This window comes from Pseudorhodobacter sp., from assembly GCF_034675685.1.
Classification (GTDB): Bacteria; Pseudomonadota; Alphaproteobacteria; order Rhodobacterales; family Rhodobacteraceae; genus Pseudorhodobacter.
On record NZ_JAUCDA010000014.1, the window covers coordinates 1 to 26,501 of the forward strand.

At 58.7% G+C, this 26,501-nt stretch carries 20 protein-coding genes, 1 tRNA gene and 4 pseudogenes; 10 read left to right on the forward strand and 15 right to left on the reverse strand.

Translation table 11 applies throughout. The features are described from left to right. From VDP61_RS11135 to tnpB (VDP61_RS11150), 4 genes and pseudogenes are all read right to left on the reverse strand, one after another. A pseudogene (locus VDP61_RS11135) lies at positions 1–312 on the reverse strand (IS66 family transposase); the annotation flags it as partial. 15 nt (positions 313–327) lie between these two features. After that, positions 328–5,337, reverse strand: a complete 5,010-nt coding sequence (locus VDP61_RS11140; protein ID WP_416236531.1) for a RecQ family ATP-dependent DNA helicase — start codon at positions 5,335–5,337, stop codon at positions 328–330. Between the two features lie 385 nt (positions 5,338–5,722). After that, complete coding sequence (locus tag VDP61_RS11145; RefSeq protein ID WP_323006973.1) at positions 5,723–5,950, reverse strand: hypothetical protein; 228 nt, start codon at positions 5,948–5,950, stop codon at positions 5,723–5,725. Positions 5,951–6,217: 267 nt separating this feature from the next. Beyond that, positions 6,218–6,400: pseudogene (gene tnpB / locus VDP61_RS11150) on the reverse strand (IS66 family insertion sequence element accessory protein TnpB); the annotation flags it as partial. A gap of 322 nt (positions 6,401–6,722) precedes the next feature. Here tnpB (VDP61_RS11150) and VDP61_RS11155 point away from each other — a divergent pair. After that, positions 6,723–6,812, forward strand: a tRNA-Ser gene (locus tag VDP61_RS11155). Between the two features lie 1,041 nt (positions 6,813–7,853). Here the strand turns inward: VDP61_RS11155 and VDP61_RS11160 are convergent. Then, the gene (locus VDP61_RS11160) at positions 7,854–8,069 is read right to left on the reverse strand and encodes a hypothetical protein (protein WP_323006974.1); all 216 of its coding nucleotides are present in this window, start codon (positions 8,067–8,069) and stop codon (positions 7,854–7,856) included. Positions 8,070–8,260: 191 nt separating this feature from the next. Between VDP61_RS11160 and VDP61_RS11165 the strand changes: the two genes are divergently transcribed. Further along, positions 8,261–9,043: an IS5 family transposase gene (locus VDP61_RS11165; RefSeq protein WP_323006975.1), complete on the forward strand. Its 783-nt coding sequence runs from the start codon at positions 8,261–8,263 to the stop codon at positions 9,041–9,043. Between the two features lie 254 nt (positions 9,044–9,297). Beyond that, entirely contained in the window at positions 9,298–11,913 is a 2,616-nt protein-coding gene (gene mprF, locus VDP61_RS11170; RefSeq protein WP_323006976.1) for a bifunctional lysylphosphatidylglycerol flippase/synthetase MprF, read from the forward strand. A 7-nt stretch (positions 11,914–11,920) separates the two neighbouring features. Here the strand turns inward: mprF and VDP61_RS11175 are convergent, their stop codons facing one another. The 3 genes from VDP61_RS11175 to VDP61_RS11185 are packed head-to-tail and all read right to left on the reverse strand — an operon-like array spanning position 11,921 to position 14,793. Then, complete coding sequence (locus VDP61_RS11175) at positions 11,921–12,910, reverse strand: cytochrome d ubiquinol oxidase subunit II (RefSeq protein ID WP_323006977.1); 990 nt, start codon at positions 12,908–12,910, stop codon at positions 11,921–11,923. Beyond that, positions 12,903–14,246, reverse strand: a complete 1,344-nt coding sequence (locus VDP61_RS11180; protein ID WP_323006978.1) for a cytochrome ubiquinol oxidase subunit I — start codon at positions 14,244–14,246, stop codon at positions 12,903–12,905. The genes VDP61_RS11175 and VDP61_RS11180 overlap by 8 nt, the downstream gene beginning before the upstream one ends. After that, the gene (locus VDP61_RS11185; protein ID WP_323006979.1) at positions 14,233–14,793 is read right to left on the reverse strand and encodes a DUF1003 domain-containing protein; all 561 of its coding nucleotides are present in this window, start codon (positions 14,791–14,793) and stop codon (positions 14,233–14,235) included. Before VDP61_RS11185 ends, VDP61_RS11180 begins: the two co-directional genes overlap by 14 nt. A gap of 758 nt (positions 14,794–15,551) precedes the next feature. Between VDP61_RS11185 and VDP61_RS11190 the strand changes: the two genes are divergently transcribed. The 5 genes from VDP61_RS11190 to VDP61_RS11210 all read left to right on the forward strand — a co-directional run bounded on the left by VDP61_RS11190 (position 15,552) and on the right by VDP61_RS11210 (position 19,311). Beyond that, positions 15,552–15,884, forward strand: a complete 333-nt coding sequence (locus VDP61_RS11190) for a hypothetical protein (RefSeq protein WP_323006980.1) — start codon at positions 15,552–15,554, stop codon at positions 15,882–15,884. 73 nt (positions 15,885–15,957) lie between these two features. Next, complete coding sequence (locus VDP61_RS11195) at positions 15,958–17,427, forward strand: multicopper oxidase family protein (RefSeq protein ID WP_323006981.1); 1,470 nt, start codon at positions 15,958–15,960, stop codon at positions 17,425–17,427. A 124-nt stretch (positions 17,428–17,551) separates the two neighbouring features. Beyond that, positions 17,552–18,007 carry a cytochrome c gene (locus tag VDP61_RS11200; RefSeq protein WP_323006982.1) on the forward strand — a complete coding sequence of 152 codons (456 nt, stop codon included), beginning with the start codon at positions 17,552–17,554 and terminating at the stop codon, positions 18,005–18,007. A 25-nt stretch (positions 18,008–18,032) separates the two neighbouring features. Further along, positions 18,033–18,476, forward strand: coding sequence for a cytochrome c (locus VDP61_RS11205; RefSeq protein ID WP_323006983.1), 444 nt, complete (start codon positions 18,033–18,035; stop codon positions 18,474–18,476). Positions 18,477–19,113: 637 nt separating this feature from the next. Beyond that, positions 19,114–19,311, forward strand: coding sequence for a transcriptional regulator (locus VDP61_RS11210; RefSeq protein ID WP_323006984.1), 198 nt, complete (start codon positions 19,114–19,116; stop codon positions 19,309–19,311). Here VDP61_RS11210 and VDP61_RS11215 read toward each other — a convergent pair. From VDP61_RS11215 to VDP61_RS17875, 7 genes and pseudogenes are all read right to left on the reverse strand, one after another. Next, positions 19,279–19,548, reverse strand: a pseudogene (locus VDP61_RS11215) (IS3 family transposase); the annotation flags it as partial. The gene VDP61_RS11210 and the pseudogene VDP61_RS11215 overlap by 33 nt on opposite strands. A gap of 28 nt (positions 19,549–19,576) precedes the next feature. Continuing rightward, positions 19,577–21,107: pseudogene (gene tnpC, locus VDP61_RS11220) on the reverse strand (IS66 family transposase). Between the two features lie 124 nt (positions 21,108–21,231). Then, complete coding sequence (gene tnpB / locus VDP61_RS11225; protein ID WP_323006560.1) at positions 21,232–21,585, reverse strand: IS66 family insertion sequence element accessory protein TnpB; 354 nt, start codon at positions 21,583–21,585, stop codon at positions 21,232–21,234. Further along, positions 21,582–22,010: an IS66-like element accessory protein TnpA gene (tnpA, locus tag VDP61_RS11230; protein ID WP_323006985.1), complete on the reverse strand. Its 429-nt coding sequence runs from the start codon at positions 22,008–22,010 to the stop codon at positions 21,582–21,584. The genes tnpB (VDP61_RS11225) and tnpA overlap by 4 nt, the downstream gene beginning before the upstream one ends. A 230-nt stretch (positions 22,011–22,240) precedes the next feature. Continuing rightward, the gene (locus tag VDP61_RS11235; RefSeq protein WP_323006986.1) at positions 22,241–22,834 is read right to left on the reverse strand and encodes a hypothetical protein; all 594 of its coding nucleotides are present in this window, start codon (positions 22,832–22,834) and stop codon (positions 22,241–22,243) included. A 185-nt stretch (positions 22,835–23,019) separates the two neighbouring features. Further along, complete coding sequence (locus tag VDP61_RS11240; protein ID WP_323006987.1) at positions 23,020–23,568, reverse strand: SMODS domain-containing nucleotidyltransferase; 549 nt, start codon at positions 23,566–23,568, stop codon at positions 23,020–23,022. 38 nt (positions 23,569–23,606) lie between these two features. Beyond that, on the reverse strand, positions 23,607–23,843 hold the full coding sequence (locus tag VDP61_RS17875; protein WP_416236529.1) for an SMODS domain-containing nucleotidyltransferase: 237 nt from the start codon (positions 23,841–23,843) through the stop codon (positions 23,607–23,609). 567 nt (positions 23,844–24,410) lie between these two features. Here VDP61_RS17875 and VDP61_RS11245 point away from each other — a divergent pair. Both VDP61_RS11245 and VDP61_RS11250 read left to right on the forward strand, forming a co-directional pair. Beyond that, entirely contained in the window at positions 24,411–25,766 is a 1,356-nt protein-coding gene (locus tag VDP61_RS11245; RefSeq protein ID WP_323006988.1) for a recombinase family protein, read from the forward strand. A gap of 68 nt (positions 25,767–25,834) precedes the next feature. Continuing rightward, on the forward strand, positions 25,835–26,500 hold the full coding sequence (locus tag VDP61_RS11250) for a hypothetical protein (RefSeq protein WP_323006989.1): 666 nt from the start codon (positions 25,835–25,837) through the stop codon (positions 26,498–26,500). The last annotated feature ends 1 nt before the right edge of the window (position 26,501 follow it).

The following is a 26,501-nucleotide window of genomic DNA, read 5'->3' on the forward strand; positions in this document are numbered from 1 at the left end:
TCGAGCTTTGACCGGCTGACCACAGCGAAGGCATGGCTGCAGCGCCGCGACAAGGAACTGGAAGCGCCTGACGGTCTGGACGCTGCACGGCGGAAAACCGGCGATGCGGCGCAGCCCCTCAGCGGCAATCTCGGAGCCATCGCGGTCGAGGGTTTCCTTGGGTTTGCGCCATGGATGCGCCCAGAAATGGGCCACCCGAATGGGCGCGCCACCCTTGCGCAAGGGCTTGGTCAGCCGATTGCAGCCGGTATAGCCATCCACCTGCAGGATGCCATCAAAGCTGGTGAGGAAGGTTTCGGCATTCTCACCCGCGCGACCGGGGGCAGCCTACCTGTCTCGTGTCGATTGGAAGATGAGCTCTGGCAGAACCACCTGCCATTCATCGCGTCGGAGCAGATGGTGGTAATCCTCGTGGCCGTCCTCTTTGCGCCACAGCAGAACGGCGGCAACCTCGCCGCGCAGGAATGTTGCGCCCTCGGGCGGGGAGAAGGCGCGCGACAGGCGGGTCAGGGTCCGCCCCTGCGCGTCACGGATTTCCCAGCGCTCGCCATCCCGAAACAGGGTCACTGGGTCACCTGGCTGAGCGGCGGCGATAGATGCCAGCGTGGGGTACCCTTTTGGCAAACGCCCCGCAAAGGACAGGTCGACCAGCTTTGGGTCGGGCGAAACATAGCGCAGGCGGGTTTGCGGCAGGGCGGACACATCGGGCCGGACGGTGCGGGGCAAGATGGGGCCAGCCGGCATGACCATCGGGTGCGGGCCATCGGTCATCACGGTCAAGCCGTGCCGCGCCCGCGTCATTGCAACATAGAACAAACGGCGGGGCGCATCGGCATCTTCGTTCTTGGAGGCCCGATCCCAGCCGCCGTTCAAGATGGCGACGTGGTCAAACTCCAGCCCTTTGGCGCGATGGGCGGTCAGAAGCAAAAGACCGCGCTGCTCGCCCCGTGCCTCGCGCGCCCATGCGCCGAACCATTCTACAAGGTCGGGCACCGGGGCGGCCTTTTCTACCAACTCGCGCGCCAAAGCGCCGATGCCTTCGCCAATCAGGTCGGTCCAGCGGGTTTGTGGTTGCTGGTTCAGGATTTCCACCAGATCGGGAATGGTCAGCAATCGCGACCGATCCACCAGCATGGCGCGGATGAAGGCCTGCATCTCGCGCAGACGCCAGAGGCTTGGCAGGGTTTCATTGGCCAGATCAACCGGTATGCCTTTGGCTTCGGCATAGGCGCGAACGGGTTCCAATCGCCGCCAGTCGCGGGCGATGATGGCGCAGCGCCGCCATGACCAATCGGGGTCGAGTTGCGACAGGCGGATCAGATCGTCCAATGCCGCCATGGCCTGCGCCGCATCGCCGGGGCCGCAGTCAATCAGGCTGACACGCCCTTGGGCCACCGGATCAAGCGCGGCCCAGACGCCCCCCGGCGCGCCTTTTGCCCGCGCCCGGTTCACAGTGATGTCATGGCCCAGTTTCATTCGCGCGGCAGCGGGTGCGATCACCGCATTGGCGGCGGCAATGATATGCGCGGTTGATCGGTAGTTTTCGGTCAGCCAAACGGGCCTGGCGGCATAATCTGCCTCAAACCGGCGGATATAGTCGATGGAGGCACCGGCAAAAGCATAGATGTTCTGATCGTCATCTCCCACGGCAAAAAGGCTGATCTTCAGGTCTGGGTCCTCCAATGACCGGCCCGCAACGGCACCGATCAGCGCGTATTCCTCGGGGCCGATGTCTTGGTATTCATCAACCAAAAGCCAGCGAAACCCTTGGATCAAGGTTTCACGCAAAGCCTCGGCCTCGGGCTTGGTCAGCCCATCCCCGCGCAACAAGGCCACCGCCTGCATCATGATGCCGTCGAAATCGCGCAGGCCCTCGCCGCCGAAACTCGCCCCCACCAGCCGCATCGCCAGCGCGTGACAAGTGGAAACCGTCACCCCCGCCGCATCATCACCAATCAAGCGGCGCAGGCGTTCGCGAATTTCAGCCGCCGCGTGGCGGTTATAGGTCAGCACCAGAATGCCGCGCGGGTCTTCGCGCCGCACGCGGATCAGATAGGCAATGCGATGCACCAGCACCCGCGTTTTGCCCGACCCCGGCCCCGCCAGCACGAGCACGTTGGTTTGTTCGCGGTCATCGCGGACGATGTCTTGCTGCACCGGATTGTCCAGCGCATCGACGATTGTTTTCCACGAGGTGCCTGTTGTCTGCCGCCGGAGTTCAGCGCCCCGCCCCGGCAACCATCGGCGCAGAAAAGCATCGCCTTCCAGAACAAAGTAATCCTCGGACAGGCGTTGCGCTGCGGCCATCTCTGCCAGCCCCTTTTCGGCATAGGCCGCCATCACATGGGTTTGTATCGTCTGCTCGGCGTAATGTTCCTCTAGCGGTAGAAAGTTCTGCACGGTGAAGGGGCCACCCTTGGGGTTCAGATGCACGGTGATCGCAGGGCGAAACACGGTCAGGCCACGGCCCAATGTGACCACCTGCTGCTCATGCAGCCACAAAAGCGCGCGGCCCATCAGGCGCGTCATGTCGCGCACCTCGGCCCGCAGCAACGCGTCGCCATTCAAGGCTGCGGCCATATCGCCAAGCGTGGTTTCTACCTGAATGTCCTTGCCCCGCGTGCCCTTGGCCGCTTTGCCCGACAGATGCGAAAGCAAAATCTGCGCGCCTTGCCTGCGCACTTCTGCCACGCGCTCAATAAACCTCCATGCGCGCTCCAACCGCAGGAACAGCGTGTTCCGGCTGGCCTTGCGCAGGGTGATGTTGCCCTGCCCGCCGTCCTGATCGCGCCCGTCTTGGGCTATGCCCCGCAAGATGCCTTCAACCAGATCGGGGCGCACTTGGGCATGCCCGCGCTCGCGCATCGCTTGGCAGGTCTCAGTCAGGTGCAACGGGTGTGCCTCGGCACCTTCGCCGTCCGGCACCGCTTCGCGCATCAGGGCAATCAGGTCGGCTTCCATACGCGCGGCAGCCTCCAACCTGCGGGGCGAGGCATCTTCAACCCCAAGATGCACGAAAACCGTGACGGCGGTGTCGTTGCTGGCAATCCCCAGTGTTTCCAGATCAGCCAGCGCGCGATGGAGTGCCGCGCCTGTAAGCCCACAAGCCCCCGTCAAATCATCGGTCGACACACCCTCATCCGGGGCGGCGTTCATCACATGGCGCACAAGGTCCAGCAGTTGCGTGCGCCGTATGCCGGTGATTTGCGCGCGGGCCAGAATAGCGGCCGCTTCGTCCACAGATCGAATGCGCAAGGAAGAGGGGAACACTTGCACCCGGTTCTCCTCGCGCATCAACAGCTTGGCTTCCTCCAGCCAGGCCACGGCAGTTTTGACACGGGTGTCATCGGTGTTCTTGTCACGCCCAAACTCCTGATCCTTTTCCTCGCGCACGATTTCGCCGGGTGTGGCCACCACCTCTCCGGTCTTTTGGCGGGCATCCAGACGCCGCAACGCCTTAAGGATCGCGCCGATTTCGTGCCGTGCAAGCCGCGACCGGGCGGAAAGCGAGAACTGGCGTTCGACATCTTCAGGGGCAAACAGCAGCACACAATTGGCAGGCGCACGGTCACGCCCCGCACGGCCCGCCTCTTGCAGGTAGTTTTCCAGTGATCCCGGAATATCGCCATGCACCACCAGCCGGATATCAGGCTTGTCGATCCCCATGCCAAAGGCATTGGTGGCCGCAATCACCCGCAACTGGCCGGTGCGAAACGCCTCTTGCACATCGCGCTTGCGGTCAGATGTCAGGCCAGCGTGGAAAAAATCAGCCGCCAAACCTTGAGCTTTCAGGAACTCGGCCACCTTTTCGGTTGCCGGGCGCGTGGCGCAATAGACCACAGCACCTGAGACGCCTTCGGGTGGCAGGTTCACCTCAATCGCCGTCAGAATATCGGTCAGCTTGGTCGCCTTTTGCGTCGGCAGAACGGCAAAAGACAGGTTGGTTCGCACCGCCCCACCGTCCAGCAACAGCAGGTCCACACTCAAGCGCGATTGGAAATGATCGCGAATGTCGCGCACTACTTCGGGCTTGGCCGTTGCCGTTAGGCACAAAACCGGCGGCACGGTATCGCCCGAGAACTCCTTGATGAAGCGGCTGACATAGCGGTAGTCGGGGCGGAAATCATGGCCCCATTTTGAAACGCAATGCGCCTCATCCAACACCCACAGCCCGACCTCACGCTGTTGCAAAACCGTGCGGATTGAAGGCGAGCGCAGCTGTTCCGGCGAGATCAGCAAGATCGCCGCATCACCCATGCGCACCTTTTCCATGGCGTCATGGCGTTCGGGCAGCGACAGCATGCCGTTCACCGTGACCGCCGAGGCGATGCCCGCCCGCGCCAACCCCTGCACCTGATCGGCCATCAGCGCCACAAGCGGCGAGATCACCACCGTCAGCGCCCCCGTCTTGTCAAAGTGCGATAGCGCCGGGATCTGGTAACAGACGGATTTACCTGTGCCTGTGGGCAGAATACCAAGAACCGATTTCCCCGCCATCGCCTCATCCACGATGCGTTCCTGCAAAGGGCGCCCCATGTCATCCACTGGCTGCGGGCGAAAGGCAGGAAAGCCGAACCAGCGTTCCAGCGCCTTGTTCGGATCGTTGTTTTCGGCGCACCAACCGCAAACCGGATCGCCGCAGTTGGTATCGCGCAGGTGCCGCACGATCAGTGACGCCTCACGAAACTGCATCCGCACCCAGGGCGGCATGACGGAATCCCCTCCCGCCACCGAAATCCATGACAGCGCATAGGCCATCGGCCAGCCATTGCGCGGATCCTCTAAGCGGCGCAGGGTTTGCTCTAACCGATGATCACAGGCGCGGCCCGCCAGAAGACGGCGGATGGCGGCATGGGCGGCCCGCGCATCGGGGGCTGGCCCGCGCAGATGTTCAAACAACGCACCGAAACCGGCCGAGTTTTCACCCCGCGTGGTCAGGTGATGATAGGCAAGCAGCGCATCCGGCATTTCGTCGCCCAGCCGCGCGAAAGCCTCCAACTGGTCGATCAGCACCTGCAAAACCAGCCGCGCATCCATTTCCGGATCATTCACATGCCCCGCCTGCAAACGCCCATCCTGATAGTGCTTGACCAAATGGTGATAAGGATTGCGCGGAAAGGCGAGCGGGTTCAGCCAAAGCGTATCAATCGGTGCGGCTCCCAAACGCGCCAGCCGCGCCCGGTTCGCCACCAGATACGGCAGATCATGGCGCAGAATGTTGTGGCCGATCAGGTGATCCACACCCTGACACAGCACCTCAAGCCGGTCCAAACCCGTCTCCAACGGCCCGGATTTATGGGCCACACGCTCCCCATCCGCGGCCCTCACCGCCGCCAATGCAAACACCTTCGCCGTCTTTGGATTGATTTCCAGATCAACCGAAACGCAACGCGACAGGAAAGAGGCAGGACCTGAGTTCACCGATTGAGAATCCGAATTTCAAAGGAAAGAACAAGTGTTTCAAGACCTTGATAGCCGGATTTCACGATGCCACAAAGCGCGATTTTCAACACAATCGCCATGACGAAGGCCAAAAGCATCGTTTCAGGCCCCGCCGAGAGGTTCTGACCCTAATACCTACAATGACACATCGCACCAAATGCTTGATCGAGTCCGGCTGTCTGAAATTTCCGCCGAGCTTGTAGGCCTTGCAAATCTGGCTTTCCGGCACATGCAATTGGCTAGCGTTGAAAAAAACTGGGCCCAATATCTCTGCCAGCGCTCACTTTTTATCTTCACTTTCAAGCCATTGAACCAATGCCCGCCGTATCATTTCGGGGCGTGTGGGCAGGTCAGCTTCCAATCGCCGACGGTCGTCGATTGCGTCGATCAGTGATCGAGAAAGCCGGAGCGTCAGCGCTTGCGTATCTTTTTTAGGGGGTGCCATATGAATTAATACCATTTTGATGTTGGCATTGTAATGGCACGATGACACAATTAACGAACGCAAGGGTTGCACCCCTTGCCTCCACCCTCACCGAAGCGCGATCTGTAGAATGAAATCGCCCGATGGCTAACAGGTGTCATATCACGCTGCCGGCATGGCAGAAAGACCACACGCGCCGCGCCATCTTGTTGGGCAATAGGAAAGCCGCTGCGCTCGCCCTCGTCGACGAACTTGCGGCGTATATGAACTATGCAGGCTTGCGCATCGGCTTTCCCCTGCCGAACAGCCCATTGAACCCGGCGAAGCCATCCATTGCCCCCCTTTCACGCATGTAAACATGCATGAGAGGGAGATGATCTTCAAAAGATCACCCCGGCGACTGCGGAAGACAAACATGTGGCCGGCGTATGGGTTCTCGGCCAGAACCTGTTCCGCCTGTGCCGCCAGCATATTGAACCCGCGCCGCATGTCCGTGACGCCCGCAGCCAGCCATACCCACGCCTGCCCGCAGATCGAAAGCTTCTCATCGTCTGACCAAACCCGCTTCTTCTGACGCCCACCTCAAGATGCTTACTATCAATGGTGGAGATCTAGCGGGCACTCCATCATCCCGTCAGAGCGACGACACCGGACGGATAGGAAACTGCCATTCACGCGCCCGAACCAAGTCTGGTATCCCAATAAGTAGGACCAATTCATTCTGTGCCATACCCGACGAGACGTTTCGGATTTTGCAGTGAGTGAGATATAAAACAAATATCGCAACCACCGACACACTATAATGCTGTGACATGGGCTTGAATTCCCGTAAGGTCGTGGTATGAGAGCGACGCACGGATGGGTGGCCGAGTGGTTTAAGGCTCTAGTCTTGAAAACTAGCGTACGGGGAACCGTACCGTGGGTTCGAATCCCACCCCATCCGCCACTTGCCTTTGATTTAATTGAATTAAATGGAAGGTGTAGCTTTATACCCATCATAGCGCCCCACATAGGGAAAACGCTTGATGGGCGGCTGTTACGCTCTGCTCGATTGGAACTTCCAAGTTTGCCGGCGGCGCGTAGTATCCACCCTTAAGTATCTGGATCACTTCAGGACAGCATGATTTCTATGTCGTAGAAGTAGACATCTTCCCATGCCCGGTTTGTAGCCAATTTCTATAGAGAGGATTGCCAAGTGACTAAGTTTTTTTGGGTTTTCATTTCTAGCATTTTGTTTGCTACATCGGCTTTCGCCCAATGCCCATACGATCCAAACTGCCTTTCAAATCCATATGGAGCAGGTAGTCCTTACGAACCTAACGGCTTGATGAATCCATATAGTGACGCAGGAAGCCCCTATAGCAATAATTCATGGAGCAATCCTTACGCAACTAACGCCCCTCAGATTTACGACCAAAATGGTAACTATCGCGGGCGACTTAGTTCCAACCCATATGACCCAGACTCTACCAGCAACCCCTATGGTCGATACGGTAGCCCATACTCGCCAGATAGCATCAACAATCCATATGGAGCAGGCAGCCCCTTTGGTGGGCCTCTTTATGTTGTGCCGGGGCAATAATTATTTCGTCGAAGCGTTTCGTCAATACCGACATTGCCTTAAATCTCGCAGGGCGAAAACGGCAGGCCCCAAAAGTATGGGCCGCGCGTACGCGCGTATTGGTCCGCGAATGCACATCGGCACGGCAACGGGTGCAACTTAACATCTGTGCGCGCGCCGTTTTCAGGTTTTGCCTTTGCACACCGAGCGGGGATAAATCGGTTAGGATGGGCAATAGGGCTGCGTCCCGCATGAAAAACACTGCCCTCGCGCGTGCGCGCGTATCGTACTGCTATTCCCTGCTTTCAGTGACGGTTACTCACTCTCCGGGCAGTCTCGGAATGGCTGCGCTGCGCCCTTGGGCGGCGTTCGAAAGCAAAAAGCCCCGCGCTAGGCAGGGCCTTCTTTCAATTCGCTAGGTAGGGCCTAAGCAGTCGCGCTTTTCGGCCCGTCCATTTCGGCCCGCTCTAGCTCCCCCAGAATGTCGAATGCCATTTCAGCAGCCATATCCAAAACCTTGCCGCCGCCCGATAGTTCAAAGGTCTTGCCCGCGATTTGCTCACCATCGGTGGCAAGTGATAGAATTTGCAGCAGGCTCACAAGTGCATAGGCCCGCTCAATGGTTGTATTATTCTCGGTCATTGTGCGCCCCTCACTTCGGTTTCGATCTTTTCAATATCAATCGACAGCTTGTCGGCCCATTGGATTAGGCTTTTGAAAAATGCGGGCATGGCGTTGCTGGCTGGACAAGTCTGAGAGCCTGATCGAAAATGAGTTGAGTGAGTTCAGTAGGTTATGATTCTGTTCAGTTGCGACACAGAACGGAGATCATGATGGCCTGGACCGAACTCACCCGCACCCAGCATAAGCGCAAGACTGCGCGTTATCCAAGTGATTTGACGGCAGAAGAGTGGGCTGTTATTCGCCCACTTTTACCGGGCCCGTCCCGTCTGGGACGTCCGCGAAAAGTTGACCTGCGCAAGGTCTGGGATGCCATCCAGTATATCGCGGCCTCGGGATGCGCTTGGTCGCTGTTGCCGCGCGATTTCCCACCAGTCTCGACGGTACGGTATTATTTCTACCGCTGGCGCAACGATGGGCTTATGGCGGAGATCAATCGAGCGCTGGTTGCACGGGCGCGCCAGGCGGCGGGACGCAAGGCGCAGCCGACAGCCGGCGTAATCGATAGCCAGAGCGTAAAAACCTCTGAAAACACGTCCCTTTCCGGCTTCGACGCGGGCAAGCGGATCAAAGGCCGCAAACGCCATATAATCACCGACACCTGCGGCAACCTGCTCGCCTGCACGGTCCACAGCGCTGGCATTCAGGATCGCGATGGCGCGCCCGGGGTCTTTGCCAGGCTGCGCCGCGAGGCTCCGAAACTGCGTGACGCCCTTGTCAGCCTCGGGCGCTGGACGCTGCAAATCGTCACGCGATCCGATACCGCCAAGGGGTTTGAGGTACCGCCGCGCAGATGGGTCGTGGAGCGCACATTTGCTTGGCTTGGCCGCTGTCGGCGCCTGGCAAGGGATTGGGAAAAAACCATCGAGAGCGCTGAGGCATGGCTGCTGATCGCCCACATCCGCCGGATCACCCGCCTCATCGCAAAAGCCTGAAATCATTCAGACCATTCTGAATCGGACTCTGAGAATACAAAATTGTAATCTCGCCGTAAGGCAAGGCAAAGGCTGGCCGGGCCATATGGCATCACTGGACGGTTTCCCAAGCCCAACCTTCCTGCCTCGGGATTATGGGCAACTGACGGGCCCTTGCCCCCGAAAGGGCCCGTCCTTTTTACATCTTTGCCTTTGCAGACAAATCATGGGCATATAACGGGCTGAATACCCCATTTGAAAGCACCATCGAACCAATGCCAAATAGCCAAACCGTTGCCATGAATGGCCCGATCTGGGCGCGTGCGAAACATCTTGTCCCGGTCATTGTGGCATTGGCGCTTTTTACTGCCGGGGCTTACGCGCTCTATCACTTGCTGGCGACCGTGCAGCTTTCACAAGTCATGGCGCAGGTTCGCGCCGTGCCTGTGGCCACTATGAGCGCGGCCTTGCTGTCTACATTTCTCGCCTATCTCAGCCTTGTTGGCTATGACTGGTCGGCGCTGCGATTTATCGGCAAACCGCTGCCGTTGCCTGTGACCATCACGGGGGGTCTTTTGGCCTATTCCTTTGGCAATACCATTGGTTTGGCTGCCGTCTCGGGCGGCGCTGTGCGATACCGTATTTATTCCGGCTTGGGGTTGGACGCCTATGAGGTGGCCGCAATTTCAACCTTTACGGCTGTCTCTTTTGGGGTGGCGGCAACACTGGTTGGTTTTGTGTCGCTTGCCATTCATCCCGGCGCTTTGGGGCCGCTTGCCTTTGTCAGTGAAAGCCAGTTGCGGCTTTTGGCGACCTGCGGGGCATTGGGCATAGTGCTGCCCTTGCTCTGGGCTGCAATCAGTCAAAAAACCCTGAAGATAGGGCGGTTTACCCTTCGTGCGCCATCGCCTTCGGTGCTTGCCGGTCAGGTTGTGTTTTCGCTTTGCGACATTGGCTTTGCAGCGCTCGCACTTTACCTGCTGTTGCCCACCGGTGATTTGGGGTTTTTGACCTTTGTTGCGGTGTTCGCGGCCGCCACCATGGCCGGGATAATCAGCCACGTTCCGGGTGGTATCGGCGTATTTGAAACTGTTGTTCTCGCGGCCCTTCCGGCCAGCGTTCCTGTGCCAGAGGCGGCAGCCGCGCTTTTGCTTTACCGGATCACCTATTTCCTCGTGCCGTTTGTGCTGGCGATGATCGCCCTGTCGGTTTTTGAGGCGATGGGCCTGATGCGCGCCAAGACAGGCCGCAGCACTGCATCGGTACTGACCGCCATACAGCCGGCGCTAAAAGCAGCAGGGCCAATCATTCCTGTGGCCATTTCGGCCATGGTGTTCGGCTCTGGCCTGCTCATGTCATTTTCTGCCTTGGTGCCGCCCTTGTCAGATGCCGCCGAAGCCACTGAAATCTTGTTCCCGCTTGCCTTCATCGAAGGCGGGGCCTTGCTGTCCAGCCTGTTGGGGGTTGGTTTGGTGGTGTTGTCACATGGCCTTTATCGGCGCAGCAATGCAGCCTTTGGGCTGACGATCATGGCTTTGGCCGTGGGTATTGTGACCGCGCTTGTCAGCGGGTTGGATTATGAACGGGCGGGCATTTTGCTGCTGGTTGCCGCAATTCTTTTGCCGTTCCGGTCAGAGTTTTACCGCCGGTCAAACCTGCTGCATGAACCGCTATCGCGGCGCTGGTTGGTGTTATTGGGTTTGCTGGCAGTCTCATGCGGGTTCGTTCTGTTCTTTGCCCACAAAAGCACGTCCTTTTCAAACGAGATGCTGTGGAGCTATGCCATTGATGCCCATATTCCCCGCGCCCTGCGGGCTGGGATGTTGGGGGCCATGGCATTGGCCAGCATCGTTTTCATCACTCTGTTGCAAGCCCCCCGCGTAACGCCCACCACAGCCGATGATGCCGCCTTGGCCACCGCCCGCCAAATCATCGCAACCAGCCCCGCCGCCGACGCCCTCTTTGCCCTGACAGGCGATAAGGCCCTGATGTTCAGCGAGGATAAGGCGGCCTTTATCATGTATGCCGTGCAAGGCCGGTCGTGGATTGCATTGGGCGGGCCGGTTGGCCCCGAGGAAAGCGCGCAAGATGTGGCCTTGGCCTTTGCCGATGCGGCGCATACGGCAGGCGCGCGGCCCGTCTTTTATGAGGTGCCGTCAGCCAGTTTGCCGCTGATGTTGGATCTTGGGTTAAACCTGTTCAAAATGGGCGAAGAAGCGGTTGTGGATTTGACGCGCTTTTCGCTCGATGGGCCAAAGCGCAAGAAGCTGAGAACCAGCCATGCCCGTGCGGGGCGTGATGGGTTGTCGCTGACGCGCTGTTCGCCGCCATATGACGATGAATTGTTGCGGCAGCTACGCTTGATTTCCGATCAATGGCTGGGGGCCAAACATGCGCAGGAAAAGGGGTTTTCGGTCGGGCGATTCAATGAGGTCTGGCTGTCGGAATGCGACCTTGCCCTTGTCTGGTTTGAGGGGCGCGTGGTGGCATTTGCCAATATTCTGGCGGGCGGAACCGGGGAACGCGCCTCGATTGACTTGATGCGCTACAGCAATGACGCCCCCAAAGGGCTGATGGAGTTTTTGTTCACCGAGTTGATGTTACAGTTGAAAGCCGATGGATATCGGCAGTTCTCGCTGGGAATGGCGCCGCTTTCTGGCATCGGGACAGGGCCGAATGCCAAAACATGGAACCGTCTGGGCGCCACGGTGTATCGCCACGGCGCGCATTTTTACAACTTTCAGGGCCTGCGCGGGTTCAAGGAAAAATTCGATCCCGATTGGCAACCCCGCTATCTGGCAGCCCCCTCGACCATCGCACCGATTGCGCCCTTGGCCGATGCAAGCCTGTTGATCGCAGGCGGCGCGAAAGGATTGCTGCGGATGAAATAGCCGCAGGTCACAGTTTGGCCTTGGGCGGCTCTGCCCGCAAGAACACCCAATACGCGAATGACGTATACGCCAGAATGACCGGCAACAAAACAGCCGCCCCAACCAGCAAAAACCCAAGCGAGGCATCCGGGGCCGCTGCATCAAAAATGGTTAGTGTTGACGGAATCAGGAACGGAAAAGCGCTTGCAACCAGGGCCACAAATCCTAGCATCATTGCAAGCGTCGTGGACGCAAAGCAAAAGCCCCCGCGCTGACCGCGCAATCCCAACACAAGCAAGATCACCGCAACCATTGCGAGCCCAGCCAACAAGATGGTAAACGCCTTGTGGTCAATCCATACTGCTTGCTGCAAGGCCGCAACCTTTGGCAGGCGAAAAGATATATTTCCAACCGCTAGAATAGCCAGAGCTGCCGCGCCAGAAAGCAGTGCAGGCAAGCGCGGAACCTTTACGCCACGCAGCAACAGCCATGCCGTGCCATGTGCCGCATAAACGGCAACCAAGGCCGCGCCGGTCATCGCGGAAAATGGCGAAAGCCAGTCCCATGGCCCGCCGCCAAAGCTGCGCCCCTGCACGGTGATCCCTTGCAAAACCGCGCCCAGCATCATCCCTTGCATCGCGGCTGCAATCAATGACCCGGCCCCGAACCCCACCAACCAGAACCGGTTCAATCTGCCCCTGCGTTCGACAAATTCGAAAGCCACGCCACGAAACACAAGCGCGAGCACCATAATCGTCAGCGGGATATAGACTGCGGGCAATATGATGCTATAGGCCAATGGAAAGGCCGCCAAAAGGCCCCCGATTGCAAGCACAAGCCATGTTTCATTGCCATCCCATGTTGGTGCCAAACTGTGCATGGCATTCAGCCGCGCCTTGGGGCCTCCTAATAATGGGAAAATGATACCGACACCAAGATCAAACCCGTCCAACACCAGATAAGCCAGCATCGCAAACCCCAGCAGCCCGGCCCATATCAACGCCAAACTGTCAAACATTTTGCACCGCCTGAGGTTGCGATGGATCTGTCATCGGTTGCGCCATCAGCCGCAACGCATACAGGCTTCCGGCCCCAAAAACGACGAGGTAAACCAGAAAATAGGCCAGTAACGAGGCCCCAACGATGGGCGCTTGCAAGGGTGAGGCGCTATCTGCAGTGCGCAACACCCCATAGACCGTAAAGGGCTGGCGGCCTGCCTCCGTGGTAACCCAGCCAGCCAGAACCGCGGCAAACCCGGCAGGCCCCATTGCAAAAGCCAGCCTGTGGAACCAAGCACTGTCATACAGGCGGCCACGCCAGCGCAGATAACCCGAACATATCCCAATAAAAGCCATCGCAATCCCCACCGCGACCATCAGACGAAAGGACCAGAATATGATCGCCATATCTGGCCAATCCGCCTTTGGAACCGCATCCAGCCCGACCAATGGCGTGCCAAGATCATGTGTCAAGATCAACGACCCCAGATCAGGAATGGCGATGGGGTGGCGCAAGACCCCCGCCTCCATATCCGGTATCCCAAATAAAACAAGCGGCGCATGCCCCTCTGGGTAGCTTTCAAAATGCCCCTCCATAGCGGCGATTTTGGCGGGCTGATGTGCAAGCGTGTTCAAACCATGTTGATCCCCGGCGATGATTTGCAGCGGGGCAATGAACAATGCCATCCACATTGCCATGGAAAACATGGTTTTCGGGCAGGGATCAGTGCGCCCTTGCAACAGATGCCAGGCCCCGCAGGCCCCAACCACAAAGGCAGTGGTCAGATAGGCCGCTAGGACCATGTGAACCAAGCGGTAAGGAAAGGATGGGTTAAACACCACAGCCCACCAATCCACCGGCACAAACTGACCTGCGGTATTGATTGCAAAACCCGCAGGCGTCTGCATCCAACTGTTCGCGCTGATGATCCAAAAAGCCGAAAACAGGGTCCCACTTGCGACAATTAAAGTCGCCAGCATGTGTATCGCGGGCCCCACCCGTGCTCGACCGAACAGCATGATGCCCAAAAAACCGGCCTCAAGGAAAAACGCCGACATCACCTCATACCCCATCAAGGGGCCGATGATCGGCCCGGTCTTGTCTGAAAACACAGACCAATTGGTGCCGAACTGAAACGACATGACAACGCCGGAAACCGTGCCCATGGCAAAGACCAAAGCAAAAATGATTTTCCACCGTTCAAACAAGGCCAGAAAATGCGGTTGGCGCCACCAGAGCCACAGGCCATTCAGCACGGCCAACCAACTTGCCAACCCGATAGAAAATGCCGGAAATATGATATGCGCCGAGATCGTAAAGGCAAACTGCAGGCGTGACAGATCAAGCGTTGTCATCGGCGCGTTCTCTGGGATCTTCTGAAAGAAGTGTCAAGATCTTGTCCATTTTGGCCTCAAGTTCTGCCAGCCTTGCGTGATCCCATTTCTCGTGCAGCGCCATGATTTCCAGTTCTGCACGCAAATTGGTTTCATAATCCGCCATTGCTGCAATCCGGTCCCGCGTGTTTTGCCGGTTCTGGCTCATCATGATGACAGGGGCCTGAATGGCGGCGACTGTGGAGAGCATGAGATTGAGGAAGATGAAGGGATAAGGGTCAAAAGACAGATTCCAATCAGCCAGAATTTCGGAATTCAGAACCATCCAGAACACGAGAATTGCCGCGAACGAAAAGATAAAGGCCCAAGAGCCACCGATTTGCGCCACCCTGTCGGCCAATCTGTCCCAATAGGTGTCACCCAAAGCCGCCCGGTCTTGTGCGGCGCTTGTTGAAGCTGTCCGGTTTTGTATATCGGCCAGAACCTGCTCATCACGCGCTGAAATGGGGCGTTCTGCCCGCTCCAGAACCTTGCGGGCAATATCCGCAATAAGGGTTTTTCCGTTCATCCTGTTTTCCTTAAATAGATGGCATCAGCTTTCCAAATCGGAAAAGCGTCGCTTGAAGTTTCAGCATCTGTTTCTGTTGCCCACCGACAAAAGTTTAGACTCATAAGCGTCATCATGGCAATTCCGGCCCTTATCCAGAACATAGTGGAAGGGGCCAAACCAGCCCCCAAGCAAGCCAGCGACAACGCTTGTAACCAACAACAAGTTACCGCAGAGCAGATTATACGGCCCAAAGGCTGTGCCAAGCAAATTGGCAGGGGCCGTGGCGGCGATCATCTTGCCTAAAAGCCCCTGCGTCAGCCCAAGATGAAATCGACCTTATACATTTTTGCCTGCCTGATGTGGCGGCCCGTCTTCGGTCATGGCTGTCAAGCACGGCATCTGGATTACGGGCAGATTACAATACTGTCATGGAAAACTTATCTAGAGGGTAAGCATGTCACAAAGCAGCACCCGCACAGGCCTTCCGTAACTGTTGCTATCGCGGCCAGTGCGCCGTCCAAGGCCCCTGCCTGCGCAGAACACTTCTTGCTCTGCGCCCAGTTTTGGGGCGCCGGAAGTTGGAGTTTTCCGGCTCATTCATCATGACGGGCTGGTGACGCCATCGGGGAAATGCATGGCAATCGGGACGTTGCAACAGCTTTTCCCTCCTATCGCAGCCTTTGGGTGCATATTCATGACAATCAAAAACGGAAACGTGTATTGTGAAATCCGCTATCAGTTTGTAGATTCACGCTTGCGAGATACTGATTGGTGCGATGAAACGACATCTTTTTTCAATGTTGCTGATGATCGCCGTCTCATTGTTTGGCGGCATCGCGCATGCGTCAATGACCCGAGGAATGCAGACCACGTCAGCATCCTGCGGGCACAGCCAATCTGTCATGCGCGCGGGTGAACATTGCGACACCTCGGGTCACCGCATGTCCGCCGCGTGTATGGCGGTCTGTGCCATGTCGATTGCGTATTGGTCCGCCCCAGCCAACGCGGCCCCGGAAATTCTGCGCCCGCTATCCTATCCACGCGCGCAGCCCGGCTTGCCGCAGGGTCGAATTGACGAAACGGCTGATCGCCCCCCCAAATCCATCTGATCTGAAACAGGCGGGGCCGAATTTCGGCCTTAGACAGATACGCCCCTTTCGGGGCATGATGGATTTAACACAGATGAAACATGATCTTACACGTCGTGGCTTTCTGGCCGCATCCGCAGCCTTGGCTGCCACCTCTGCCGTGCCGCGCATGGGTTTCGCACAGGCTACGCCGCTTTCCCTGACAGCCTCGACGCGGGTGATTGAGGTTGGCGGGCGCGCGGCCACCGTGATGGGGCTGACCAATGGGTCGGGCGCGCAGGGGCTGATCCTTGATCCCGGCCAACGGTTTCGCGTGGACCTGACCAATGCGCTGGATGAGGAAACGATCATCCATTGGCATGGGCAGATTCCGCCCAATGAGCAGGACGGCGTGCCCAACCTGCCGATGCCGCTGTTGCAGCCGGGCGAGGTTCGCAGCTACGACTTTGCCACCATTCCCGGCACCTTTTGGATGCACAGCCATGTGCCGGTGCAAGAGATGAGCCTGCTTGCCGCCCCCCTTATCGTGCGCCGCCCCGAGGATTTGGCCGCCGACCGTCAAGAGGTGGTGATGTTCCTGCACGATTTCTCATTCCGACCCGCGGCCGAGGTCTTGGCCGAGATTACGGGCGGTGCGACGCAGCATGACATGAGCAGCATGGAGGCCCCCGCGCAGCCGATGGGCGGAATGATGCCCGGCATGGCGATGGGTGGCATGGACCATTCCGGCATGGCCATGGACCTGAACGACTTCAACTTTGACGCCTATCTGGCCAATGACCGCACGCTTGCCGACCCCGAGGTGATTGCGGTTGAACGCAAAGGCCGCGTTCTGCTGCGTGTGATCAACGCGGCGGCGGCGACATCGTTCTGGATTGATACGGGCGGTATTCCTGCGCGGCTGGTGGCGGTGGATGGGCACCCGGTTGAACCGGTGGCGGGGACCCGTTTCGGTCTTGCCATGGCGCAGCGGCTGGAGATCGAGATTGATCTGCCGGATGCGGGGGCCTTCTCGATCCTTGCCCTGCGCGAAGGCGCGCGCGAACGCACGGGGGTGGTCCTTGCCACGGCGGGTGCTGAAATCCGCAGGATGGATGATCTGGGAACGGATGCCGCAGCTGCGTTTGACGTCGATATGGCGCAAGAATTGGCGCTGCGGGCATCCAAGGCGCAAGATGCGCTGTCCCTTGCGCCGCGCCCGGTGGATCGGTCCCACATGCTTATGCTTGGCGGATCAATGCAGCCTTATCTTTGGACGATAAACGGCGAGACTTGGGGTAACCACACGCCAATCACCGCAAAGACCGGCGAGCGCGTGCATTTGGCGTTCCACAATATGTCGATGATGGGGCATCCGATGCACCTGCACGGGCATGTGTTCCAAGTGGTCGCTGTCAATGGGCGCGCCATTGACGGCGCGATGCGCGACACGGTGTATCTGCCGCCGATGACGATGGTGACGATTGCGCTGGATGCAGGCGAGGCCGCGCGTTGGATGCTCCATTGCCACCACATGCCGCATCTCGCCAGCGGCATGATGACCGAATTCGCCATAACCGCCTGACACCTTGCCACCGAAGCGGATCATTCCCTTCGGTGGCACATATATTCATCGCTGCGCTTCACCTGCATAGTCACAGGCCAGCAGCAAAGCCGCCCGTCGGCAAAGAAAAATTGGAGATTTCATCATGAACAAAAGACTTATCGGCGTCGTTGCTGTGGTCATCATTGCCGGGGCGGGTTGGTATTGGACCAAAAGCCAAACCGCCCGGAACGAAAGCGTGGCTACTGCGCCCGGCACTGACGCAAATGAAACGGGCGCGCCCTTGGTAGATGTCGTGGTTCCTGCCCAGTTCTCCGCGCAGGCCCAACAGGGCGAGGTTTATTACAGCGCGGTTTGTGCCTCTTGCCATGGCAAGAATGCCGCCGGGCAAGATGGCATCGCCCCGCCGCTTGTGCATAAGATTTATGAGCCTTCCCATCACGGCGATGGCGCTTTTGTCATGGCGGCGCGCAACGGCGTGCGGGCGCATCACTGGCCTTTTGGCAACATGCCACCGGTTACGCAACCGCTGACCGATGCGGAACTTGCCGCGATTATCGCCTATGCGCGTGAGTTGCAGCGCGCCAATGGCATCAACTGATGGAACACGCGATCGGTGAACAGACATGAGGCGCGGCCCCCTTTTGCGCGCGGCGGCGGGCTTGTTGGCAGGCATCGGAACCGCCGCCTTGGCCTTGGCGCAAAGCGAGGACGCCACCGCGCGGGGCCGCGCCCTTTACGATGAAAACTGCGCGTCTTGTCATGGTGCGAACCTTGAAGGGCAGCCCGACTGGCGCAGCCCCGGCGAAGACGGGCGCTATCCCGCGCCGCCGCATGATGCCAGCGGTCACACCTGGCATCATTCTGACGCTGACCTGATTGCCTACATCACCTTGGGCGGTGAGCAGGCCTTGGCGCAGATGGGGGTGCGTTTCAACAGTGCCATGCCCGCGTTCGGCGCGGTTTTGGCGCCAAAAGATGTCGATGACATCCTTGCCTATATCAAATCCCGCTGGCCTGAACGCGAACGCGGCGTTCAGGCCGAACGGAGTCTGGCAAAGGATCAGTAACCCTGCCTGCAATCGGCCATCACTCTGGCGAGGCGTGATGATCTTCCATGTCGCTGTGCCCTGCGGCCGGATGCGCCAGATCATACAAGCCCTGGCTTCCGGGCGATTGCCCCGAAACAACGGCATGATGTCTTCGGCGCAGACCACCACCAATCCAATCAGCGGCTCAGTGCCGCTGCATTGGACCATTCCGGCACTTGTGACGATGTCAACAATCCCCTCGGTGGCCCATGCCACAATGTCGGCAGAAGCGCATCCCCCAGCGCAGTGCCAAATTCTCCAAAGTCCAGAACACACGAGCCGGTAAAGCCATCGCTTCATCCCTTTTCATAGCTTTCATGAGGGGCACGCGCGGCGGTGATTCCTGACGTGCCGACGGCACCCCAGCGGCACCGTGGTCATGCAGCCAATGGTTGTTAATGCGGCAAGAACACTCGCCGGTGTGAAGGCAGTGAAATTCGATAAACCCTCAATAAAACTAGGGGTGGCACGAAGGGTGGTTTGAATATGCCGGTTTTTGCCACCTCCTGCCCTCTGCTCCCTGCACCCCGAGACACAATTGCCCGCATTCGGGCGCAAACGGGGGAAGGAAATGCAGATGTTGGACACGCAGGACATCAACCAATCAGGGCCCGACATGGACCTCCTGGAGGATTGGATCAGTCGCCATGATCTGGCGATCAGCCTCGGGCTATCCGAGGATACGCTGTGGCGTTGGGATGCAAAGCGAACCGGCCCCCAGCGCATCAAGCTCGGACGCAAGGTGTATTACCAACGCTGCGCCGTGCGCAGCTGGCTTGAGGCCAGGATAGCCCAAGGCACGCAGCGTCCATGAAATACAGCGCCCCTGGCCGGCATAATGCTCCAACGCTACCCGCCTTTGTGCCGCCGAGAATTTAGGCAGGCGCGGCACTGAACATATCGGCAAATCCTGCCGACGCTCATATTCTCGATGCCAACCCTTCAGGGCGTTCTTCGTTGCATACCCCAACTCACGGATGGTCGCCCGCAAGCGCTTGCCGAGCTTGATATAAAGCTCAACCGCGCGCATTCGTTCTTCGTAGCTATACAGTAAGCGGTCGCTGGGTAGCACTGTCACCTTATCTTGGCGGCGTGAAGTTCCACGGCAGCAGGTCGTCTAGGCGGCTTTGTGGGTGGCCGTTGGCAATCGCGGTCAGGGTTGCCTTGAGATAGGCAAAGGGCTCGATGCCGTTAATCTTGCAGGTCTCGATGAGCGAGGCGATGCGGCCCCAGGCGATGCCGCCTTCGTCATGCCCCGTTGCCCGGCAGGGTTTTGGCAAGGCCAAAATCCCGAGAGGGGGCGAAGAGCGCGTTTTTGCGATTAAGGGCTATCGGGCGGATCAGGTTTTCAACCCTGTTGGAGTCAATCTCCACGCTACCGTCCTGCAGGAAGGTTTGCAGCCCGTCCCAGTGGTTATGGATGTAGGTCAGCTTTTCGCCCAGGCGGGATTTTGCGGAGATCTTGCGGCGATGGGTCTGCAGCCAGTCACCGAATGCGGCCACCAACGGCGCGGTGCGGGCTTGGCGGGCAGATAGGCGCTGGCCTTGCGAGACGCCGCGGATGTCGGCCTCGACGGCATAGAACTCAGCGATGCGGCGCAGACCCTCGGCGGCGATCTCCGATCCGTCGCGATCGAAGACCTCCTTGAGTTTGCGTCGGGCATGCGCCCAGCAGTGCGCCACCCGAATGGGCGCACCTCCCTTGCGCGCGGGTTTGGTCAGGCGGTTGTAGCCGGTGTAACCATCGATCTGCAGGATGCCATCGAAGCCGGTGAGGAAGGTTTCGGCATTCTCGCCCGCGCGGCCGGGGGCATAGAAGTAGACGACGCCGGGCGGGTCCTCGCCGCCCCACGGCCTGTCATCACGGGCGAGCGCCCAGAGATATCCGGTCTTTGTCACACCGCGCCCCGGGTCCAGCACCGGGGCTGTTGTCTCGTCCATGAACAGTTTGGATGACCGCTTCAGGTGGTCGGCCAGCCGGTCAACGATGGGTTTCAGGTGGAACGCAGCCTTGCCGACCCAGTCGGCCAGCACGGCGCGGTGCAGATCGAGGCCCGCCCGTGCCATGATCTGGCTCTGGCGATACAAGGGAAGATGGTCCGCATATTTGCTGACCAGCACATGGGCGATGGTGGCCTCGGTCGGCAGGCCGCCCATGATCAGATGGCTGGGTGCTGGGGCTTGGGTCACCCCGTCGGTGCAGGTCCGGCAGGCATACTTCGGCCGCACGGTCACGATGACGCGCAACTGCGCCGGCACGATGTCCAGCCGCTCGCTGCGGTCTTCGCCGATCTTGTGCATGACACCGCAGCCACAGGGGCAGATCAGGCTGGCGGGCTCAACGATCTCTTCGATCCGCGGCAGCGCGGCTGGCAGGTTGCCGATGGTGCGCTTGGGCGTAGGCTTGGTCGTCCCGTTGTCCGCCTTGGCGGCCCGCGTTTTCTTTTCTGTCTCAACCTCGGCCAAGGCGATGGACAGGTCTTCGAACGCCAGCTGGCGTTCATCTTCAGACAGCTTTTCTGACCGCTTGCCATGCAGGGCGTGGTTCAGCTCGGCGATGAGATGCTCTTGCCGACGGGTGATTTCTGTCAGTGTCGCCACCGTTTCCATCAACGCCAGCACCGCCGCGCGTTGCGCGGCCGGGATGGCGGAAAGGTCGATGACGGGTGCGGTTTGCATGGGCTGAAGCTACCATAAAAACCCCCGCAAAAACACGCCAAACCAAGCGGTTGATTCACTCTGCCGCAGCTGGCGGGCGTGCCTCCAATGCCTTTACTTTGCGCCAGTCGAGACCCGCAAACAGCGCCTCGAACTGGGCGTGGTTCAGCGCCATCACCCCATCCTTGATCGCGGGCCAAGTGAATGTCGCATCCTCCAGCCGCTTGTAGGCCATCACCAAGCCAGTGCCATCCCAGAAGAGCAGCTTCAACCTGTCCGCCTTACGCGAGCGGAACACAAAGACCGTGCCGGTGAACGGATCCTTGCGTAGCACAGACGACACAATTGCTGCCAGGCCATCATGGCCTTTCCTGAAGTCGACAGGCTGCGTCGAGACCAGAAACCGCACTCGGTTCGAGGGGAGCATCATGACGACGGCCCGATCGCCCGCACAATCTCGGCAATCCGCGTGGCTGTCGTTGCACCGTCCAACCGGATTGTCACCTGGCCCACGGCGATCTCGATAAATCCCAAGGGCTGCGCTTCAGACTGGCCCGGCCGCTCAGGACGCGTTGGCACAGCACCAGTATTCTCATCCAACAGCACAAGAGGCGCAAAACAAAAGCCGCTGTCCGCCAGCGCAGGCAAAACCAACTTCCCGTCGCGCGCCCGACCACGCCATTCCGACAAGTGGTTCGCCCGAAGCCCATACCGCGCCGCAACCGCGTTCACCGTCACACCAGGCATCAGGCTTTCTGCAACGATCTGCGCCTTGACCTCGTCTGGCCACCGCTTCTGACCATTGGCCCGTATCTCCACACCGTAGTCCCTGAGAAACTCCACCGTAGTCGCCATCGCGAAACTCCTGCCCCGATCTCCATCAGCCGTGGAGTTGCAGGTCAGGCAAAAACTGGGAAGGTGCCGCCTAGGAAACGCTTACCGTTCTTCGTAGCTATACATGAACTACCTCCAAGATAGTCCAAGTTTTCGTCCGCCCCCCCCGGCTCAGTTCTGGGTGGAAATCAACAGCCGTCCTCCTTGCTTCCAAAATTACCAAGCAAGGCGTCTACAAATCTAGGGGCTATTCAACTGGCGTCAGGGGGGCGCTGGAACGCCCGCCGATCCTCTTCATCGTTAATCATTATCGGCCACACATCGTCATGTGCCAACCAGCGTAAAGCGGTGAGACTAGCGGCGGTTCCACTCTTGATACGCTCCAAGCAGCCCGCACCGACCAGAACTGGAAATGCGCCCCAGTCGTAGGACTGAAGTTCGCCAATATCATGGGCTGATGGCGCCTTGTGCTCACCCCCACCAAGACGATTTTCGATGAAAAGCAAATTGTAGGCGCTGCGAAGGACGTCCGCGCCCGTTGCTCCGGAGTTCCAATTGTCAGGCCGAAGCTCAAGGCAGAGCGTCCCGGTTCCATATTGATGTGAACTCCACCGGACCTCACCCTGCGGTTCGACCCATGCGGGGACTTCGGGGTATTGATCGGGATAGATCAGCCGGATCGGATAACGATGCCCATGCGCATTTATGACACCCTCAGCGCAGAACATGTTTTCGTGGAAGCACCAGCGCTCCATCTCAAACCAGTTTTCGTGGCTGGCAATAGCTTCAATCGCAGATTTTTCCGCCGCCAATCTCGCGGATTTAATCACCCACCAGAGCTTCAAGCGAAACCGCGCGGCTTATTCACCGGAGCGGCCATGGCGTTCGGGAATGTATAACCTGCTGCTACAGGTGCGGCGACCGCGAAGCCTCCGTATGTCGCGGCCTTCGCCACGTTCGAGGTGAGTTTGAACCTATCACCGAACACCCGACGCCACAAACGGGTCGCCTCATCCATATCGGCTGCGTCCTAGGCTCGACGGGCTATGTCTGCATAGACACGAACTTTTTCGATGAAGTCCTTCCACTGTGCGACCGACACTTTGCCAAGAATGTCATTCAATGGATCCGCCGGGTCAGCTATGACAGGCTTCTGATTATTTGTCGCAAGCCAAGCGTATTCGTTATGGATATTTGCGAGGAGCTGTGTGAACGCCTCACCGTAATGCGTTTCGATCGCGGGAGCGTGCCGCGACACAAGAACCTCCAGGACAAAACCCTTGGGACGCCGGCCACTCGGGTTCATCCTGCGCCACCACTTGAACAATTTGACGAACGGTTTGAACCGACCGCCGAACCTCTGGTTCTGCTCCGCACTCCAACTGGTATGAACCGGTGGATTTGTGAATTTCCAATCACCGGTATCACGATCGGGAATCATGTATCCGTTCCAGGTCGACACGACCGGGACGATATCCATCTCGGCCTGCCACGTCTCAACGCGCACTGAGCGCTTATTGATCTGCTCGACCACATAACCATTGCCGCCGTCTTCAAGCCCGCGGCACACTTCTCTCAACACATCGTCAGGATGATCGTCGGTCGAAAAATTAGTGACTACGATGATGTCAACTCTGGACGCTCCAGCACGCCATCTAACGTGCGCGGCCGGACAGACGTGCTACGGGCATAACTTCCCGACAAAAAGCTACCAACGTATCTATCCTTGAAGCTCTGCTGAGTCCGCAGGTGTTCACGAATAGCATTGTGCCCATCGGAAGCTTTGTTTTTCGTTGTTTGACTGGGCTCTATGTCTTCGAGGAGCTCTGTGAATTGTGCTTGCGGAACCGGCATAGTCAATCTCACTGTTCTTATTGCCGCGCCCTAAACGGCCACATAATGGCGGCTCTCGACCACGAAGCTCGAAAACCGCCAACATTTCTCGTCACCAAAAAACCTTTATCCCCAGACCAGAAAACCTTTGCCCGAAAACAGAAGAACTATGCCCGGAGGGACAACCACAACCCTTGTTCGATGGGGTTCAGGGATACCCAGCCTAGTGAGCCTGACGAATTTTTTCCGGAGGAGATCCAGGTTCTTGATCCACGACACCCGCTGCATGGACAAACATTCCGGGTAATGGGTCGATCGCCGTATCGTGGAGGCAATTCTCTGCCTTCATATGAGGTCGAGTACCGCCATGGTGTCACTTTATTTGTTCCTGTGGCCACAACTGAGCGCCATGCGCCTCCAGATATTCCCACCAAACTGAGCATAGACGCTTTGTGCGAACTACTAAATATGGTAGATTGTGTTGATTATCATGAGCACACAACCCGATGTTTCTCTGGTCGACACTGCCGCCGACGCTACGACGCCAGATCGTCGACGATATAGCCGCAGTTCTGGCGGAGGTCTTTTATGATGTCCGAGTTGATCCAACCGACGCATCTGAAGCGCAAGGCCGTCGTCTACATCCGGCAGTCAACGCCGCATCAGGTCGTGAACAATCAGGAGAGCCTACGGCTCCAGTACGCGCTCCGCGAACGCGCCTGTGAGCTTGGATGGCATGAGGCCGATATCGACGTAATTGACGCCGATCTGGGCCTGAGTGGCGCATCCGCCGCGCTTCGCAGCGGCTTCAAAGAGCTAGTCGGCCGGGTTGGGCTCAGCGAAGTGGGGTTGATCCTGTCAATCGACGTGACACGTCTCGCCCGCAACTGTTCTGATTGGTACCCTCTTCTGGACATCTGCGGGCTGCGGGAGTGTCTCATTGCTGATCGCGATGGCGTCTACGATCCAGGCAGCGCCAACGGGCGCCTACTTCTTGGCCTGAAGGGAACCATATCCGAACTCGAGCTGCATACGATCCGCAGCCGCCTGACAGCTGGCCTGATTGCAAAGGCGAAGCGTGGTGAACTTGCGCTCACCTTGCCTGTCGGTCTCAAACGCGACCCGAGCGGTGTGGTGCTCAAGGATCCGAACCTGGCCGTTCAGGAACGCCTCTCCCTTGTTTTTGGACTCTTTCTGAAGGTTCGCACCATTGCTAAGGTCATGCGCACGCTGAACGGCCGTGGTCTTGATCTGCCGCGTCAGGACCGGCATGGCGACCTGCACTGGACGCGCGCAACAGTCTCGGCTGTTTCGTGTATTCTGAAAAACCCTGCCTACGCCGGTGCGTTCGTCTATGGCCGGACCCGCATCCGTGCGGCCGCGCGCGATGATCGTTCTTCGGTAAAGGTGGCGAGGCCGATTGACGAATGGCGTATCGTCGTAAAGGACCGATATCCGGCCTATATCGATTGGCCGACTTATGAGAAGATCCGCAACATCGTGAGCGACAACCGGGCTGAATACATGCGTACCAAGACCAGAGGCGCTCCCCGCGACGGCGAGCTTTTGCTGCACGGGATCGCCTGGTGTGCGCGGTGCGGTCACAAGATGTATGTTCGATACAAGGGTGGCGGGGAGTACGTCTGCAACCACCTGCGTCTCCCATTCCGGATTGCCCACGTGCCAGCACGTAAGAGCCGCGCGCGTCGACGCTGCTGTGTTTGGCGCGTTCCTGAGCGCATTGGCACCTGCCGAACTCGATGCCCTGTCGCGCGCGCGCCGGGCCCAGAGTCTGAGTCGACGCGGCGCTGTGCAAAAATGCCGAACGCGACGTCGAGCGTACCCGATATGCTGCAGCTTTGGCGGAACGACAGTTCAATCGTGTCGATCCGGATAACCGTCTTGTCGCAGCCGAACTCGAGCGTCGTTGGGAGAGCGCGCTGATGGAGGCTCGGGCGGCCGAGACAGCGCTTACCGAACGGTCTGCGCCGCGCCCGGCCCCAAAAGTGGCGATGGGCAAGGCGTTCAACGACAAGGTCGTGGCCCTGACTGGCCGTCTACCGCAAATCTGGGCGGATCCAGCCACCACAGATACCCATCGCAAGGCGCTGTTGCGCTGCCTTGTCGAGAAGGTGGTCATCGACCGGGGGACGCACGACATCGCATTGGCCCGCATTGTATGGCGCGGTGGCGCGGTGACGGAACTCGAAGTCAAGATGCAGGTGAATTCTCTCGCCAACCTCGCCCGAGGTGACGAAATGCGGGATCGGATACTCGAACTTGCGCAAGCCGGGGTGCCCGATGATGAGATAGCCAACGGTCTCACCAGTGAAGGGCACCGTTCACCCAATTGCGCCGACAAAGTCCTGCCTGTCACCGTACAGCGCATCCGTTCGGCCGCAGGCATCAAAGTGGCCGACCAGCGTCACAGATGGCACCACGATCCTGACCTGCTCACCGCAAACGAACTTGCCTCCAGGCTCGGCATCCCAGTCAACTGGCTCTATGTGCAGATCAGAAAAAGGCAGCTGCTGATCGAGCGCCAGCCAAGTGGGGCTTATCTGTTTCCCGACGCGCCGTCCGTTTTGGATGCGGTCCGCAGTCTTCGTAACCACACCATTTCCAGCTTGGATTTGAGAATCAATAAGCCTGACAAGGAGGGGCATCAACATGAGTGAT